The 16690-nt window shown below is 39.3% G+C and carries 17 protein-coding genes; 8 read left to right on the top strand and 9 right to left on the bottom strand.

Annotated features, from left to right (window positions below; genetic code table 11):
- Positions 1–30 precede the first annotated feature (30 nt).
- Positions 31–921, bottom strand: a complete 891-nt coding sequence (locus CWB78_RS08560) for a LysR substrate-binding domain-containing protein (protein WP_054201074.1) — start codon at positions 919–921, stop codon at positions 31–33.
- A 124-nt stretch (positions 922–1045) separates the two neighbouring features.
- Here CWB78_RS08560 and CWB78_RS08555 point away from each other — a divergent pair, with 124 nt between their 5' ends.
- The 3 genes from CWB78_RS08555 to CWB78_RS08545 all read left to right on the top strand — a co-directional run bounded on the left by CWB78_RS08555 (position 1046) and on the right by CWB78_RS08545 (position 3265).
- Complete coding sequence (locus CWB78_RS08555) at positions 1046–1498, top strand: DoxX family protein (protein ID WP_010390297.1); 453 nt, start codon at positions 1046–1048, stop codon at positions 1496–1498.
- 78 nt (positions 1499–1576) lie between these two features.
- Complete coding sequence (locus CWB78_RS08550) at positions 1577–2527, top strand: glutathione S-transferase family protein (RefSeq protein WP_138595078.1); 951 nt, start codon at positions 1577–1579, stop codon at positions 2525–2527.
- 30 nt (positions 2528–2557) lie between these two features.
- Positions 2558–3265, top strand: coding sequence for a pirin family protein (locus tag CWB78_RS08545; protein WP_075169110.1), 708 nt, complete (start codon positions 2558–2560; stop codon positions 3263–3265).
- Positions 3266–3305: 40 nt separating this feature from the next.
- On the opposite strand, the gene CWB78_RS08540 is transcribed toward CWB78_RS08545, so the two are convergent.
- A complete protein-coding gene (locus tag CWB78_RS08540; RefSeq protein WP_055012604.1) occupies positions 3306–5348 on the bottom strand; it encodes a methyl-accepting chemotaxis protein in 2043 nt (680 codons plus the stop codon).
- 217 nt (positions 5349–5565) lie between these two features.
- Between CWB78_RS08540 and helD the strand changes: the two genes are divergently transcribed.
- Positions 5566–7698, top strand: a complete 2133-nt coding sequence (helD, locus tag CWB78_RS08535) for a DNA helicase IV (protein WP_138595076.1) — start codon at positions 5566–5568, stop codon at positions 7696–7698.
- Positions 7699–7742: 44 nt separating this feature from the next.
- Here the strand turns inward: helD and CWB78_RS08530 are convergent, their stop codons facing one another.
- Together CWB78_RS08530 and CWB78_RS08525 are read right to left on the bottom strand one after the other, a co-directional pair.
- Complete coding sequence (locus CWB78_RS08530) at positions 7743–8912, bottom strand: MFS transporter (protein WP_138595074.1); 1170 nt, start codon at positions 8910–8912, stop codon at positions 7743–7745.
- A gap of 314 nt (positions 8913–9226) precedes the next feature.
- The gene (locus tag CWB78_RS08525) at positions 9227–10174 is read right to left on the bottom strand and encodes a sodium-dependent bicarbonate transport family permease (protein ID WP_138595072.1); all 948 of its coding nucleotides are present in this window, start codon (positions 10172–10174) and stop codon (positions 9227–9229) included.
- 120 nt (positions 10175–10294) lie between these two features.
- On the opposite strand from CWB78_RS08525, the gene CWB78_RS08520 reads away from it, so the two are divergent.
- Together CWB78_RS08520 and CWB78_RS08515 are read left to right on the top strand one after the other, a co-directional pair.
- Positions 10295–11239 (top strand): LysR family transcriptional regulator, encoded by a 945-nt coding sequence (locus CWB78_RS08520; protein ID WP_055012601.1) that lies wholly within the window; start codon positions 10295–10297, stop codon positions 11237–11239.
- 101 nt (positions 11240–11340) lie between these two features.
- Positions 11341–11757 (top strand): hypothetical protein, encoded by a 417-nt coding sequence (locus CWB78_RS08515; RefSeq protein ID WP_138595070.1) that lies wholly within the window; start codon positions 11341–11343, stop codon positions 11755–11757.
- 222 nt (positions 11758–11979) lie between these two features.
- Here the strand turns inward: CWB78_RS08515 and CWB78_RS08510 are convergent, their stop codons facing one another.
- The gene (locus tag CWB78_RS08510) at positions 11980–12378 is read right to left on the bottom strand and encodes a hypothetical protein (protein ID WP_010390284.1); all 399 of its coding nucleotides are present in this window, start codon (positions 12376–12378) and stop codon (positions 11980–11982) included.
- A 178-nt stretch (positions 12379–12556) separates the two neighbouring features.
- On the opposite strand from CWB78_RS08510, the gene CWB78_RS08505 reads away from it, so the two are divergent.
- Complete coding sequence (locus tag CWB78_RS08505) at positions 12557–13060, top strand: Mpo1 family 2-hydroxy fatty acid dioxygenase (protein ID WP_054201066.1); 504 nt, start codon at positions 12557–12559, stop codon at positions 13058–13060.
- A gap of 25 nt (positions 13061–13085) precedes the next feature.
- Complete coding sequence (locus CWB78_RS08500; RefSeq protein ID WP_138595068.1) at positions 13086–13877, top strand: SDR family oxidoreductase; 792 nt, start codon at positions 13086–13088, stop codon at positions 13875–13877.
- A gap of 63 nt (positions 13878–13940) precedes the next feature.
- Here CWB78_RS08500 and CWB78_RS08495 read toward each other — a convergent pair whose 3' ends face one another.
- The 4 genes from CWB78_RS08495 to CWB78_RS08480 all read right to left on the bottom strand — a co-directional run bounded on the left by CWB78_RS08495 (position 13941) and on the right by CWB78_RS08480 (position 16633).
- Positions 13941–14321 (bottom strand): VOC family protein, encoded by a 381-nt coding sequence (locus tag CWB78_RS08495; protein WP_010390281.1) that lies wholly within the window; start codon positions 14319–14321, stop codon positions 13941–13943.
- 40 nt (positions 14322–14361) lie between these two features.
- Positions 14362–14769, bottom strand: coding sequence for a GFA family protein (locus tag CWB78_RS08490; RefSeq protein ID WP_138595066.1), 408 nt, complete (start codon positions 14767–14769; stop codon positions 14362–14364).
- A gap of 430 nt (positions 14770–15199) precedes the next feature.
- A complete protein-coding gene (locus tag CWB78_RS08485) occupies positions 15200–15379 on the bottom strand; it encodes a DUF6435 family protein (RefSeq protein WP_010390276.1) in 180 nt (59 codons plus the stop codon).
- Between the two features lie 93 nt (positions 15380–15472).
- Entirely contained in the window at positions 15473–16633 is a 1161-nt protein-coding gene (locus CWB78_RS08480) for a PQQ-dependent sugar dehydrogenase (RefSeq protein WP_138595064.1), read from the bottom strand.
- Between the last annotated feature and the right edge of the window lie 57 nt (positions 16634–16690).

Here is a 16690-nt window from a genome sequence, read left to right as displayed (position 1 = left end):
TTTTAGCATGGGCTTTTGCGTTTATTAGGCTTAAACACTATTTAGAATAATTTGGGTCAGCTGTTTCAGCCCTTTACCTTTGTTAGTTATTTTCCATGCAAGGTATAAGTCTTGAATTGGGCGTGGTTCGGTAAGTTCCACAACATGCAGTTTGTTAGCTTTTATATGCTCAGCAATAAGGTTTACAGGTAAATAACCAATGCCAATAGCGGATAAAATAGCGGTTATTTTTTGGCTTACAGAACTTACATAAAAACGTTGATTACCTTCGATTAAGTTAGCTGACCACGGAATACCTTGCTTTGCTGAGTCATGCACTATAACCGTGGTGTATTGACCGAGTTCGCTGGGCTCAATGGGGGTTTTTAGTAGCGCTAACGGGTGGCTAGGGTGAACCACCAGAACATTTTGAATATCAGCTATTTTTACCGCTCTGATCCCCTTTTGATTAGGTACAGGGGCCGGTGCGCCAATCACTAAGTCAACGTCATCCTCAATTAAAGCCTCCCAAGTGCCATTAAGTACTTCCTCTTTAATGTCTATCTCAATATTTTTATGCTCGTTTAAAAATAGCTGTAGATTTTTGAATACGTCACTTATGTCAAAAATAGAGTCATAGGCAATACGTATCCGTGGCTCCCAGCCATTAGCTATGGTTTGTGTTTGCTCCGATAAATTATTTATAGCATTGAGTACTTTACGCCCCTCGGTCAGTAAATGTTTACCTGCAGGGGTTAAAACGGCACGTCGACCTTGGCGCTGAAACAAGGTTACATTTAATTGCTCTTCAAGTTTATTAACAATATACGACAAGGCTGAGGGTACTTTATTAAGTTGCTCTGCAGCGGCTGCGTAACTGCCACGATGCTCAATGGCGTCCAGTACCAGTAAAGCTTCTATGCTTATAGGGGGTGTATTCATTATCATACCAAATATTAACTGTTCAAAATATTTGAACATATAGAGCAAATAATAGGAGTTATTTAATTTTAATTCAACTTATACAATAGCTGCATACTCAATTGGAACTATACAGGTTAAAACTATGACGATTAAAAATATTACAGCCGCCATCACAAAAACTGAACAGTCTTTTGCAACACTACCATTAAGGCTTATTGCAGGATTAGTGTTTAGCGCTCATGGGGCACAAAAACTGTTTGCGTGGTTTGGTGGCTATGGCTTGGAAGGCACAGGGCAATGGATGGAGTCGATTGGCTTAGCACCGGGCTATTTAATGGCATTAATGGCCGGTGGCGCTGAATTTTTTGGTGGGTTACTACTCATCGTTGGTTTACTGGTGCGTCCTGCGAGTTTTGTACTGGCTATCACTATGGTAGTTGCTATTTTTACCACACACATAGATAACGGTTTATTTATGAGCAATAACGGTTATGAATTTGCGTTATCGCTGTTAGCCATTACCCTAGCTTTACTGATCCAAGGAGCTGGAAAGCTATCCCTTGATGGAAAAATTCATAACAAATTAAATCAATAAGCTGATCACATAAGTGATTGAACTTTAAGCTGCCAACCTGCGTAAGGTTGGCACACTCTATAAACTAAGGAGACGGACATGGGATTACTTGTTAACGGTGAATGGGTCGATAAATGGTATGACACTGAAAAAAGCGACGGTAAATTTGTACGCCAAGATAGCCGCTTTAGAGATACGATTTCATCAGCGCAAAACAGTAAATTTAAACCAGAAGCGGGTCGCTATCATTTATATGTATCCTTGGCTTGCCCTTGGGCGCACCGCACCATTATATTTCGTAAATTAAAGCAGCTCGAAGACATTATTTCTATGAGTATTGTTGAAGCACCCATGATGGAAAACGGTTGGGAATTTGGCGAGCAGGGCGATCCACTTTATAACTTAGATTACGCTTATCAATTGTATTTAAAAGCCGACCCTAGCTATGAAGGGCGTGTTACCGTGCCTATTTTATGGGATAAAAAAACGCAGACTATTGTAAACAACGAATCAATAGAAATAATTCGCATGTTTAATAGTGCGTTTAATGAGCTTACTGGTAACACCGACGATTATTATCCAGATGCGCTACGTGAAGAAATAGAAACAGTGAATAACCGTGTCTATAACACCATTAACAATGGGGTGTATAAAGCCGGTTTTGCTACAACTCAAGAAGCTTACAACGAAGCTTACACCGCCTTGTTTGATAGCTTAGATTGGTTAGAAACTCGATTAGCAAAACAGCGTTACTTAGTGGGCGATAAACTCACTGAAGCCGATTGGCGATTATTTACCACACTTATCCGCTTTGATGCGGTGTATCACGGGCACTTTAAGTGTAATCGAGAAAAGTTAACTGAGTTTCATCATCTTAGTAACTACATTAATGAGCTTTACCAAGTACCTGGGGTAAAGGAAACGGTCGATTTAGAATACACAAAGGTGCATTACTACGTAAGTCACGTAACCATTAACCCAACGCAAATTGTGCCTTTAGGTGCTAAACACACGTTTGATGCTGCCCATGATCGAGACCGTCAATACTAAATGACGCAGAGATAACGTATAGGAAAAAATATGCTTACTCATTACCCAAAAAATAGCTTAGGCAATGCTGATCATGGTTGGCTTAAGTCAAAGCACCATTTTAGTTTTGCGAATTACTATAATCCTGCGCGTATGGGATTTGGCACTTTGCGTGTAGTTAATGATGACTGGGTAGCCCCTGGTATGGGGTTTGGTGCGCACCCGCATAGAAATATGGAAATTATTAGTTTTATCCGTAGTGGTGCTATTACTCACCAAGATAGTATGGGCAACAAAGGGATCACTGAGCAAGGTGAGGTGCAGGTGATGAGTGCAGGCACCGGCATTACCCACTCAGAATATAACCTAACAGATGAACCACTTACGTTTTATCAAATTTGGATTCAGAGTAATCAACATAATGTTAAGCCACGCTGGGAAAGCAAGAAGTTTCCTACACAAGCTACAAGCAGCCTTAGCTTACTGGTTTCGGGTTATCCAAAAGATGCCGATAGTGCACTGTTTATTAATCAGCAGGCGCGTATTTATGGTGGTAAGCTGGCAAAAGGCACGTTAATAACACAGCCGATTGATCATCAAGCCTATGTACTGGCATCGGCAGGAGAGTTTATTATTAGCGATGAGTCAGCCTCAGTTAACATGAATAAAGGTGATGGCGCAGAAGTTACACAGGCTAAAACCATCACTTTAACGGCAACCACTGAGTGTGAATTGATTATTATCGATAGCAAAATTTAAGCGCAATTTACGTGCGCTTAATTTTGTAATTGTTACTCGCTCATACTTTAAAGCTTTCCACTTGCGATTTCATTTGCTTATATAAAGCCGATACATTTTTAGATTGTTGCGTAGTTTGCGATGAAATTTGTTTCATTTGTGCAGATTGCTCTTTTAATGACACTAAATTTCGATTTATTTCGTTAGCCACATGTGACTGCTCTTGTGTAGCTTGTGCGGTTTCAGCCGACATTTGCTGCACTTTTTCAAATGCGTGAGTCAGGCTATTAAAAATGGTAATTACTGAGTCAAAGTTGGTTAAGGTGGTATTGGCATTAGTTTGGCTATTTTTGATTGAATCAGACGACGCTTTAACATTGTCATTTAAGCGTTGGATCATGGTATCAATTTCGTCTGTGCTTTGTTGAGTTCGTGTGGCAAGCGTTCTTACCTCATCAGCTACCACTGCAAATCCACGGCCTTGCTCGCCGGCTCTAGCGGCTTCAATCGCTGCATTTAAAGCTAATAAGTTTGTTTGCTCTGCAATATTACGTATTACCTCAAGAACGGAGGTGATATCGGTAGAGCTACTTTCTAGTTCAACCGAATTCGCTAATGCAGACTTAATATCGTTAGCTAAATCTTCAATCGCTTTGCTAGACACATCAATAGCTTGAACACCTTGCTTTACCTGCTCGCTAGATATATCGGCTTCCTGCGCGGTATTTTTTGCAAGCTCTGCCATTTGTTGATTGGCCATGTCCATTTCATGACCCGCACTGACTATTGACTCAGAGGCATTAGCAAGTTTTTGGGTTACTTCCATCGCGGTATCAGATACATCATTTAAATCACCCGTTACTGCACCAAGTTGGCTTGATTGCTGCTGAATATTTTTTATTATTGTTTGTAAATGGCTCAAGAAGTTATCAAATTCATTACTTAAATCAGCTAATTCGTCGTGTGATGTAGTGTTAATACGTTGGGTTAAATCGCCATCGCCAGCGGCTATTTCTTTAATACGAAGGGTAATATTATTGATATTATCGGTTAGCTTTTTCGGAATGTAATAGCCCACACCTAAAGCGACAATAAAGGCAATAATAATCACAATAAAAACAATTTTTTCAAAAAGTTGAATGCTTTGTTGTACGTCTTGTTTTACAGCTCTGGCATGCGTGCGTGCTTCTTCTCCTGCAATATCAAGTATATTTCTTAATTCGTTAAAGCTTTTATCAGCTTTTGCTAAATTATTATCAATTAAAGCGACTTGCTTTGCAGGAGTTGAGTAAATCAAGGCTTTGCTTTGCTCATACCATTGCTGGTAAAGCTGATCGAAGTTGGCATATTTTTGTGTTAGCTGCGGCTCGTCAATTAAATAACTACGGTAACTATGAAAACGACGAATAACTTGGGCTGCGTTTTCTTCAAATATTTTTTGATTTTGTGCTAAATCACCGTGTTGGTTTACTATTTTTTGTTTTGCAAGCCGAGCTTGGTATATATCTCTATCGGCATTTAGTATCTCTGAAATGGCTTCTACATAACGCCCTAAACGCTCAGCCCCCACTTTATCTTGCTGTTGTTTATTAGTATAAGCGCGAAGCTCTTCACCTGCCTGATCCATCATTTCGCGTATTTTTATAAATTCAGGTTCAGATTTATTTAAATCACTTTGCATTTTACCTTGCGAGTGGTTGGTATCAATGAGTGTTTTACTATGATTTACCCATTCATTATACAAAGGCATAAAGTTGGAAAATGAATCATGCTTTGCTAGTAATGCCTCTTCATCTTTTAAATAAATTAAGTATTTTTTAAAGCGATCCTTTACTTGCTCTGCGTTTTCTAAAAACTCTGCTTTATTCTTCTCACTATCACCAGTGGCGCTGAGTAAATTTTCAAGTGCAATACGTGCTTGATATATGTCTCTGTCGGCATTGAGAATAACAGTAACAGCTTCAAAAAAGGTTTCGGTTTGCCTTTTCATAGCGCTGTCTTGTATGTAAGTAATTGAAGCTATGGCAACTAGCAAGCCTGCAAGGATCAATGCTAAAAAAGCAATTGGCAAAATGACTTTGGTTCTAATTGAATTTATTCGCATGTTTCAATCCTTGTTATCTTACTGTATCTAGAGTAGATATTAGTCACATAGTGGTGTTTATGCCAAGCAGGTGGGTAAATTAATTGGGTGTTTTTTATACGCCATAAAATCCGTACAAACATAACTGCTATTTTTTATTGGTTTTATTATCCTTGCAAGGCGTATTCCCTTAAAATACCGCTAATTGGTTTATTTTTATAAAGGAATTCTGCTGTTAATGAATTCTATTCAGCCTAGTGTATTTGGCCGTATTTTTACCCCGCATCGCTTTGTCGACATAAACCCACAAGGTTTAGTATTCAGCAATAAAACACAAACAACCACATTGAGTTGGTGTAATTTAACGTCGCCCATTCGCTATGAATATGGTGTGTTTGGGCAAACACTGCGCTTTAATACCGACTCTAAGCAGTATCGTATTTGGATGAGGGCATATGGCAGCAATAGGGCATTTAAAGCGCATACTGATATGTTATGGGTTAAAAGCAATATTGCTGTGCTTAATGAGGTGTTGAGTGAAATAAACCAATTTGCTCACACTCAGTTTTTGCGCCAATCATATGTGGCTGATATAAAAAAACGAGTAGATGAGCAATATAAACGCTGGCTACCTTGGATAAAAAGTAGCAATGTTTTAGCACCAGTCAGCACACAAATAAAATTGCTTGAACAATACAGCCAGTGGAGCGATTCACTCACGCGTTTTTTTCAACATAAATACACTCAATCACAATTAAAGCGCTATAACGATTTTTTTAGTTGTGTTGAAACAAATCCACTCACTGAGCAACAACGCCGAGCTTGCATCATAGATGACGATAATAATTTAGTGCTAGCAGGTGCTGGTACAGGAAAAACCAGTGTGTTGGTGGCCAGAGCGGGCTATTTGGTTAATAGTGGGCAGGCTAATTACAACGATATTTTATTACTCGCCTATGGTAAGCAAGCCGCTTGCGAAATGGATGAACGAATTAAACAAAAGCTGGGCACTGAGTCCATTAAAGCGGCCACATTTCACAGCGTCGGCTTAACCATTATTAGCGAGGTTGAGGGCAAGCCACCTAAAATATCTAAACTCGCTGAAAACGAAAAAGCTAAAATAAAATGGGTTGAAGGATGTTTTGAATCGCTTGCCAATGCTAAACCACAATATGCTAAAGCACTGGTAAATTATATAAATAACACTCTTAATGACGTTAAAGGCGAGTTTAAATTTAGTCCTGCAAAGCCTAATCATATAGCGCTTTTAAAAGAGATAAAATCTGGCGGTCATTTAACCAAGTTAGCTACCTTATTTAGCCAATTAATCAGCGTGTATAAAACCGCAAATATAACACTTGAGAGCGATTTAAAGCAGATACAGCAAGCCTGGAAATTATTAAAGCCGTTGTTAGCCAACTATAACCATTATTTACTCACGCAGGGCGAAATAGACTTCGACGATATGATTATTAAAGCCCTCGATTATGTAAACACTAAAAAGTTTACATCGCCTTGGCGTTATATCATGGTGGATGAATTTCAAGATATATCACCGCTGCGAGCTACACTTGTAAAAGCACTGCGCGATAGTAAACCGAATAGTTCACTGTTTGCAGTAGGAGACGATTGGCAAGCTATTTACCGTTTTAGTAGTGCAGATATGCGACTTACTACCGAGTTTGCCGCACATTTTGGCTTTACAACACAAACTCTATTAGATAGGACCTTTCGCTTTAATAATAAAATTGGCGAGGTTGCCGCAGGTTTTATTATGAAAAACCCAGCGCAGTTAGCTAAAGACATTCACTCAGTTGCAAAGGTAACTAAGCCCGCCGTTAGCGTGCTAAAAACAGTGAAAAGTGGCTCAGCTAAAAACACCAAAATAGCGGAGCTAAACAATGGCGCAATTAAGCATTTACTAAAGGGGATTAAGGGACATTCTGGCAAGTCTACCACGGTATATTTACTTGCACGATTTCGATTTCAGTTACCTTCACAGGCCGATATAAGTGCTTTACAGCAAGAGTTTTCAGCATTGCATATTGAGTGTGATACGTTTCATGGCTCAAAAGGCAAAGAAGCCGAATATGTCATCATATTAGCAATGAATGGCGGAGCGTTTGGATTTCCAAGCACTAAGCCAACGCCTCAAATTTTAGAAGCATTATTACCCGCAAAAGATAATTACGCATACAGTGAAGAGCGTCGCTTATTTTATGTGGCGCTCACTCGCGCTAAACATAAAGTGTACATAATAACTGATGATAATAATCGCAGCTGCTTTGTTGATGAACTCATAAACGAGCATAAAATTGAAGTATTTGAGTTAAAAAATAAAGCGGTTGCTAAAGAGGTTACTCAAGCGTAAACCGCTTAATACCGTAACCAGCATTAAGCGGCTTTTAGCATTCGCTAGCCGGCAACGGGGGTGTTACCTGTGGGGATTTTTTTCATACTTTTTATAAGCATGTAAATACAGGTAGTAATTAAGCAGCCACCTAAGTAAATAAGCACACCATGGCTTTCATCTGAAAAATAGGTAGCCATTAGCGGCCCTAAAACCGAGCCCACACTGTAACTTAATAGCATTATTTCGGTAGCTGAGACTATTTTTGCCATAGGCAATGAGTCACACGCCAGAGTAATGGCAATCGGGTAAAGCGCAAAACTGCATGCACCTAATATAAAATAACTACTTACTAGGGCCGCAAAGTTATTAGCATGTAAAATACCCACCACACTGGCGGTACCAATAAAGCAAAAAATAGCCATTAATAAGCTTTTAATAATGCGGGTTGATAAATAGCTCACTAAAGGCTGAACTAACATGCCACCTAAAATAATCACCGCCATAAGTAAGCCGGTATATTGAGCTTGATCAGTTTGTGCGGCTATATAAACCGGTAATAATCCATAAATAGGGCCTAGTAATAACCCCGACACTAAACAGCCTAAAATAGCAGGGCGGCTGAGGGTTTTTAGCTCTTTAAGGGGTAGCTTTTGTAAGTTTTGCGTATCAGGTTGTCCTCGGGTAATTAAGAGTGGCGCTAAAATCGCAACAGCTAACAAAGCAATAACAAATAAATAGGGCACAGCATCTGTCGTTCCTAATGGTTTAATGGCAAGTTGACCTACTGCGCTGCCACCGTATAAGGAAGTCATATATAACCCTAAGCGCTTAGCTCGCGCTTTTGCGGTGTTAGCCATTAATAACCATGATTCTACCACTACAAATACGCCAGCAACTGCCATACCAGCCACAAAGCGTGCTATTAACCACATAGTGGCCGTTGGGCTGATCAGCTGGGCGATAACACTAATAATTAATAAAGCTAAAAACCCGATGAAAGCCAACCTATGACCGATTTTTACCACTACGCGCTCTATACATAAAGCACCAATCAATAAGCCTAAATAAAAGACACTGGCAAGCCATGGAGCTAAATCAAGATTGATGTTAAAAGCATTGAGCGATAACGGGATCAAGCTCATTAAAAAGCCTGATGCAATAGCAAAAAACGATAAGCCAATAACCGGCGCTAGCGGGTTATTTGATTTACTATCAGCGGTAAGTTCCACCATTAGATTGTTCCGAAAAGAGGTTAAATAATTGCTGTTTTTAGGGGAGATTGATAAAGCAATTATCCTAAGGAGGTTAATTTTGCGGCGAATTTAGGCTGATTTGACAACGAAGTAAAGAGTTTTTTAATTGCTAAATGAAAATAGTATTCAAAATGTTTTTTTACGTAAATTAAACGCTTACATGCTATTTTTTTGTAGAAGTAAGTTAGCTTTATTGTTTTAAAATTGTTGTATTTTTAAGCCCTTTTTTAAACTAAATAATACTGCTTATAAAACCAAAAAAGCCCACTTTGGGGTTTTTTAGTGCGTTATATTTAACTTATGGCAACGGCAAGTTGATGATACAAACCAATCCCAACAATAACATTAAATGGAAAGGTGACACCTAACGAGCTAAGCATGGCTAGGCCAATATCCGCTTTGGGAATAGAGGCTTTTACAGCAGCAGGTGCGGCAATGTAAGAAGCACTCGCCACTAAGCTCCCAAGAATAACCACTGAACCTAATTCTAAATTTAGCAAGGTGCCAACCATAACGCCAATGGTGCCTAAAAATAATGGTGTAATAATGGCGAAGGCAGCCAGTTTCCATTGCTGCCAAGGAAAAGGGCGAAGCGTTTGTGCAGCAACCAAGCCCATTTCGAGTAAAAATAGCGCCAGCACTACTTTAAAGCTACTGGTAAGTAAACTCGTAACTTGGCTACCCTGTTGGGTGCCATACATCATACCGATAATTACACCGCCAACGAGCAAAATCACACTCTTATTGGTAAGCGTTTCGTGCCACAGTGCTTTTAACGATAAGCTGGTGTTTTCGCTGTGTGCTTTGTCGAGCTTACGATACAACAGTAAACCTACAATAATGGCGGGTAATTCAAGCATAACTAGGTACAAGGTAACTTCTGCGCCCACTTCTAATTTAGCCGATTCGGCATACGCTAATGCTACCGCAAATGTACCAGCACTAACCGAACCATAGTGGGCAGCAATGCTGGCGCTATTCGCTACGCTTAGCTTAACAACGTATTTTAAAATAGGGTATAAAGTGAGCGGAATAAGCCCACCAAGTAACATAACCGAGGCCATTTCTGGGAGTAATTGCCAACTTAAATTGCCATGCAGCACCATGCCACCTTTTAGACCTATGGTAAGCATGAGTAGTAAACTGAGGGTGTCATACGTCGCTTTGGGAATAGCTAAATCAGAGCGAAGGATACCCGCTGCTAATCCTAAAATAAAAAACATTACTACAATATCAGGCACGCTGTTCTCCTCTTTATTACTAATTTGATTTGTTAAGCGGCGCTATTATAGGCAAATCTTTATATAGTAAATAATAAAATGAATGATAACATCCTATAGATAAAAACCTATGAGGTGCGTATGAATATAAGGCAACTTTCCTTCCGACTACTTGAAGTATTTATGAGTGTAGTAAAAACCGGCTCTATAAGCGAAACCGCTCGTGGACTTCATTTGACTCAGCCTACGGTTTCTTTACAAATTAAACGCTTACAAGAAGCGGTAGGTGAACCGTTAATAATTATGCAGCAACAAAAGTTGCAAATAACCGAAGCTGGTATGGCCTTATTTAGGACTTGCCAACAGGTTTTTGGTCATTTTGAAGATTACCAAGATTACTTAGCGGAGCTAAAAGGGGGTGAACGTGGACGATGTAAAATTGCTATGGTTAATACTGCCCAATATATTTTACCTAAGTTGTTAGGCCCATACAGTAATGAACATCCGCATGTAGAGCTACCACTTGAAATAGGTAATCGTTCAGCCGTTTTAGCACGCTTTGAACGCGGAGAAGACGATATTTATGTATTTAGTCACCCGCCATCTTTAGAGCATGCCCAGGCTGCTAGATTTCTACATAACCCTTTAGTGTTTATAGTGCCACTAAATCATCCATTAGCCGATAAAACCGCACTTAAACTGGCTGATTTAGTTCCGTATCGTTTTTTATTGCGTGAAACAGGCTCCGCCACTCGCATGTTATTTGAAAGCGAGCTGCAAAGTAGAGGGTTGGTATTAAGTGACAGTGTGCAAATGGCCAGTAATGAAGCCATTAGAGTGGCGGTAGCTTCAGGTATGGGGATTGCGGTGCTTTCTCAGCATGTGCTGCCTAAAGGTGATAATAGCTTTAAAGTGCTTAATGTTACCGACACCACTTTAGCTAGCCATTGGTATTTTGTGGTGCGTACAGACCGACATATATCACACGCTGCACGCAGCTTTTTAAAGTTTGCTGAGCAACACTTAGAGCTGTATTTAGATGAGAAGTGGGTGCGAAATGAGTTAAGAGGGCTTAATTTGAAATAAAAATAAGCCTTAGAGACAATCAAATATTAACTGGTATCAAAGTTGCTTAAGTTATTTCAGTTAAAGAATATAACGATTAAAGCAAAAATGGATTTGAGCCAATGACTTCAATAACCTTTAAAAATCAATATAGTAGTTATAATACTCCCGTTAACAAAGTGGCAAAAACGAGTGACGTTCTGCCAACATCTGCCGCTGCGGCAACAACCAGTACAGCTGAAAACCAAGCAACCCCTAATTTTATCGCTAAACCAGAAGACAAAAGCTTTTTAGAAAATGCCCAAGAGGCATTAATTTATCAACGTTTAGGTGTCGATAAAGAAACTATAGCTGAGTTAAAAGCAGCAATAGAAGCCTTGGCAGAAGAGCTAGGAGAGGAAGGGGTTGATGTAGATGCCATAAAAGAGCAGATTGCTGAATTACAAAAAATGTTAGAGCAAGAATTCGAAAAAGGCACGGAGCGAATGACAATGCAACCAACACATGAAAAAGGCAAGCTAGTAACCGCATTAGCTTAGATAACGGCATGTTGAAAGGTTATTTATTTCTGACTTTAAATAGATTTTAAGTGATTAACGCACAAAGAGGGCAAACAGACGCTACGCTTTTAGAGAAGTGAACTACACCATAACTTTTTGTGGCTTCTCATTTACTCCTCATTCGCTTCTCTGTGTTCAAATAGGGTTTAGTGAATTATGCACAAAGAGGGCGAAGAGACGCTGCGCTTTTAGAGGAGTGATCTAAACCATAACTTTCATCTGTAACCAAAAAACCAAGCAGGGGCTTATAAAAAGCAATAGCATGCCCACACTCAGTAAGTTACCTCTAAAAAGGTTAAAATCATCAAGTATTTTCTGCCACTTATACTTAAATAAATATCTGCCCACAACAATATCTAAACTAAGCATTATTGTTAGCCAAACAAAACCCACATTTAAACAATCTAAGTACGAAATAGGGTTAACCCATGGCAAGGTCAGCCAAGTAATGGCATAAATAATCGCAGTGCCCAAAAGTAAGCTGAGTGTTTTAGCGCGTTTTAGAGCGTAAAATCGATGTAAAACCCTTACTCTAATATTGCCATTAATTATCTCAGCTAAAGCGAGCAATAGGCCAACGGCGAGTGTTTTTAAAAGCATGTAAACCTCCTGGTGCTGATCATGTTAATTATTAACGATGACCTTACCTAATTTATAGCTATAACGCATAAGGTGCTGCTCACCATTTTTAGAGATTAACTATCGTTATCAGTTGTTATTATGTGTCATTTTTTATAAGGTGAACTTTGCTTATAAAAATAACAATAGGAACGCCGTCATGAAAACCCTTGAACAACAGCTCGGCCAGTATGGTTTGTACCATCGCTCTAAACGAAATGTATTAACCCATTTTTTTGGTATTCCACTCATTGTGTTTGCCGCTTTATGCTTACTCGCCCGAATTGAAATTCCTATTGCTAATTTTAGCATTGATGGCGCGCAAATTTTTGTATTAGCCTCTGTGGTTTACTATTTTATGTTGAGCTTTTCGCTTGGTTTAATCATGGGAATTATTTTCACTTTATTACTGGTAGCTGCCCAGCCAATTGCCGCAATGGCATTAATACCTTGGTTGGTAATTGGAGTTGGGGTGTTCGTGTTTGGCTGGATATTACAGTTTATTGGTCATTATTTTGAAGGTAAAAAGCCCGCTTTTGTTGATGATTTAGTAGGCTTAATTATTGGCCCTTTGTATGTCACTGTTGAGCTACTATTTTTAATGGGCTTTTACAAAAACTTAGAACAGCAAGTGAATGAAATAGCGGGTCCAACTAAAGCATAACCAGTCAAAGAATATAAGGTAAACCATGGATTATAATAATAAAACAGTGTGGATCACCGGCGCATCATCAGGTATTGGTGAAGAACTTGCAAAACAATTTGCAGAGCAAGGTGCAAAGGTTATTTTATCAGCGCGAAATATCGATAAACTCAACCAAGTAAAAGACGAGTTAAAAGGCGAGGGGCACCGTGTTATCCCGCTTGATTTATCAAAGCCCGAAATGGTACTGCAGGATGTATCGGCGCAAATAGATAGCTTAGGCCCCATTGATATTTTAATTAATAACGGCGGTGTATCACAACGTAGCTTATTTTTAGAAAACGACTTTAAAGTGTACCGGCAACTTATGGAAGTAAATTACTTTGGCTTAATTGCACTCACTAAAGCGGTACTACCTTCAATGGTGGCACGTAAAAGCGGTTCAGTAGTGGCTATTAGTAGCGTGGCAGGCAAAGTAGGATCTAAGTTCAGAACCGGATATTCAGGCAGTAAATACGCTGTAGTAGGCTTTATGGATTGCTTACGCGCCGAAGTGGCAGAGCACAACATACATTGCTTAACTATTTGCCCTGGCTCAATTAAAACGGCGATTGCCCATAACTCATTGAACGAGCAAGGTGAGGCGCAAAACAAACCTGAGCCTTCAATAGAAAATGGTATGAATGTAAATGTAGCTGCATCAAAAATGCTCACTGCAATCTACAATAAAAAGGATGAAGTAGTAATAGGGCAAGGGTTAAGTGGTTGGGCACCGTTTATAAAACGGTTTTTCCCAGGGTTATTTAATCGCTTAACCGCTAAAATGGAATATAAATAACTAAGTACAGTACTTAAACGCCAGCATTTAGCTGCTTAGCGCAATGCTGGTTCGTGCTTAGCTTTATGGCTGTTTTTGTACCTTCCAAGGTGGGTTTAATCGATTTTCTCCAGCTTTGTAGAGTTTAATTTTATTTCCTGAAGGGTCTTTTAAAACCGCTTCTTTCCATAGATACCTTTGCTCTGTGGGTTGCTGTTCGAATACGATCCCTTTTTTGATTAACTGCTGGCACAATTGTTCAAGGTCATCGTTCTCAAAATAAATTACAGAATGATTTTCAAAAAATTCACTTTCTAAAGACAATGAAAATGTAGAGTCACCTTCAGGGCAACTAAAACGTGCATAATGAGGTGTATCAACGATTTGGGTAAAGCCAAGTGTGCGATAAAAACTCACCGCTTCATTCATATCTTTGACTGGCAAAGTTACTTGATTCAGTTTCATTCAAACTCCCACTTCAAAAAATAGATAAATTTATATGGATTTACTCTCGCCCTGGCTCATGTCCCTCATAACGAGGAAGCTGAGCATCTAAGTCTTCCCAATTAGCTTTTGAGGTGATGAAATTATGCGATATGGGTCGCTCTGTTATATCGCAGGTCAATGCACCTAATCGAAGGCGATATCTTTGAGGAGATTGAGCGTTAGCACTAAAAATTGGAGCGCCGCAGGTTTTACAAAAGTACTTACGTTTACCTTCACTACTTTGGTAAAAAGTAAGTGTGCCGTTGTAGTCAGTTAATGTCAGATCGCTGGCATTAATAAATCCATTAGTAGCAAAAGCACTGCCACTGGCCTTACGACAAAGCGAACAATGACAATGAATAATATCAGTAATTTTACCATTAATTGAAAAGTTGATTGAGCCGCATAAACAACTACCTGTGTACATCTGTATTCCTTGATTTAATTATAATTTTTTCATTATATTGCATTTTTTCCAGTAAATTTTTGATGATTTATGGCTTAATTACACACTTTACTAAAAATGCTTTCCTCGCACTCACAAAATCATCAGCGCTTTAAGATTCTGCTACTTCAAACAATGCATCAACTCTTTTGGACTAGATTAATAATTCCACTAATTAACGTTAATGTAAATAATTGTTTATGCGAGGTTTTAGGTGGGTTATGAGCATAAGTAAGAGAAGGCAATAATGCTATGAGTATAATCAGCTGTGCTCAATTAAAAGCTAGTTACGATGGAGGTTAAGCTAGGGAATTATCTGGTTGGGCTTAAGTGAATTTAAAAAAGGATGTTTGTAAGTATTAAAACCCCGCGTTTTTAACGCGGGATTGGTTTGAATTGGTAGGCTATATGTTTACTTGGCCTTTTTGGCTTCGAGTGCTTCTATTTCATTCCAGATTTTTTCAGCCTCGTCAGTTAACATCGCATAGCTTTTAATATCGCCTTTTCTTTGTGCTTGCATGCCTTGCTCTAATTTTGCATCGTACTCTTTACGCAATTTTTTGATTGGATCTGGCTTTAAAAATGAAAACATCAACACCCTCGTTCTTTATTAGCTAATTACAGTAACAGTACGCAGTTAAGCTGTGAAAAGTTTGCTGTTACTGTAATTAGATGTATTAAATGACTACTTAGGATCTAGTCGCACAATGCCCTGGCCATCTAATCCAAGGTAAATAGTACCATCATCACCTTGGGCTAGGCTGCGAATACGGCCAATACCTTCAAGTAATTTACTTTGTTTAACGACCTTGCCATCTGCTATTTCTAATACGCTAACAAAGGCGTATTTCATTGAAGCGAGTAAAAATTTACCTTTAAGTTCAGGGTATTTATCACCTTTTACTAGCAACATGTCTGAAGGAGCGATAGACGGTGTCCACTGTAATATGGGCGCTTGCATGCCCGGTTTTTCTGTTAAATCGGTAAACGAGGTGCCGCTGTAGTTAATACCGTAACTCACCACGGGCCAGCCGTAGTTAGTTTTAGGTTTAATCATATTAAGCTCATCGCCACCACGGGGGCCGTGTTCGTGTGCCCAAAATACACTATTGTCACCATCGAACCACATACCTTGTGGGTTACGATGCCCATAAGACCAAACCGCTGGTTTTGCACCTTTTTGGTTTACGAAGGGGTTGTCGGATGGAATTTTACCATCGTCGTGTAAACGATAAATTTTACCGCCATCACGGCCTAAATCTTGTGGGTTAATATCTCGCGAGCCGCGGTCGCCAATCGAAAAATACACATAGTTTTGGTTATCAAACACAATACGGCTGCCGTAATGCTGACCTTTTTTAGAGTTATGCTCACCTTTGTATAATTGTTGTGACTCAAGTAGTTGGCTGTGATCGTTACTTAACTTTGCACGAATAAGTGCGGTGTTACTACCTGCGCCATCGCCTTCACTGCTTGAATAAGTAATATATAGCCATTGATTATTAGCAAAATCAGGGTGTAGCTCTAAATCAAGAAGCCCGCCTTGGCCGTTGGCATCTATTTTTGGTAGCCCAGTGATTTTAGTTAAGCTGGTGGAGTTATTACGAAGTAAATAAAGGATGCCGCTGCGCTCGGTTATTAATAAGTCACCGTTTGGCAAAGCCTCAATAGCCCACGGAATTGAAATTCCTTGGGCAACAGTTACCGGTTTTACATTAAGCGCTAATTTATCCAATTCTTTAAAATCAACTGCATAAGCGCTGAGGCTGGTGAGCCCCGAAAGTGCAAATGCACAACTGATTTTGGCAAGTGTAGAAAATTTTTTACGCGTTGTTACTTTGTTCATAATGGCTTCCAAAATTAACTAAATTTTAACTACCTTAGCACGCTATTTATCATGGTG

The sequence above is a fragment of the Pseudoalteromonas sp. S1612 genome, assembly GCF_005887175.1.
In the GTDB taxonomy this organism is placed as follows: domain Bacteria; phylum Pseudomonadota; class Gammaproteobacteria; order Enterobacterales; family Alteromonadaceae; genus Pseudoalteromonas; species Pseudoalteromonas undina.
Note: the sequence above shows the minus strand (reverse complement) of the source record. Positions and strands in the feature narration are given on the sequence as shown.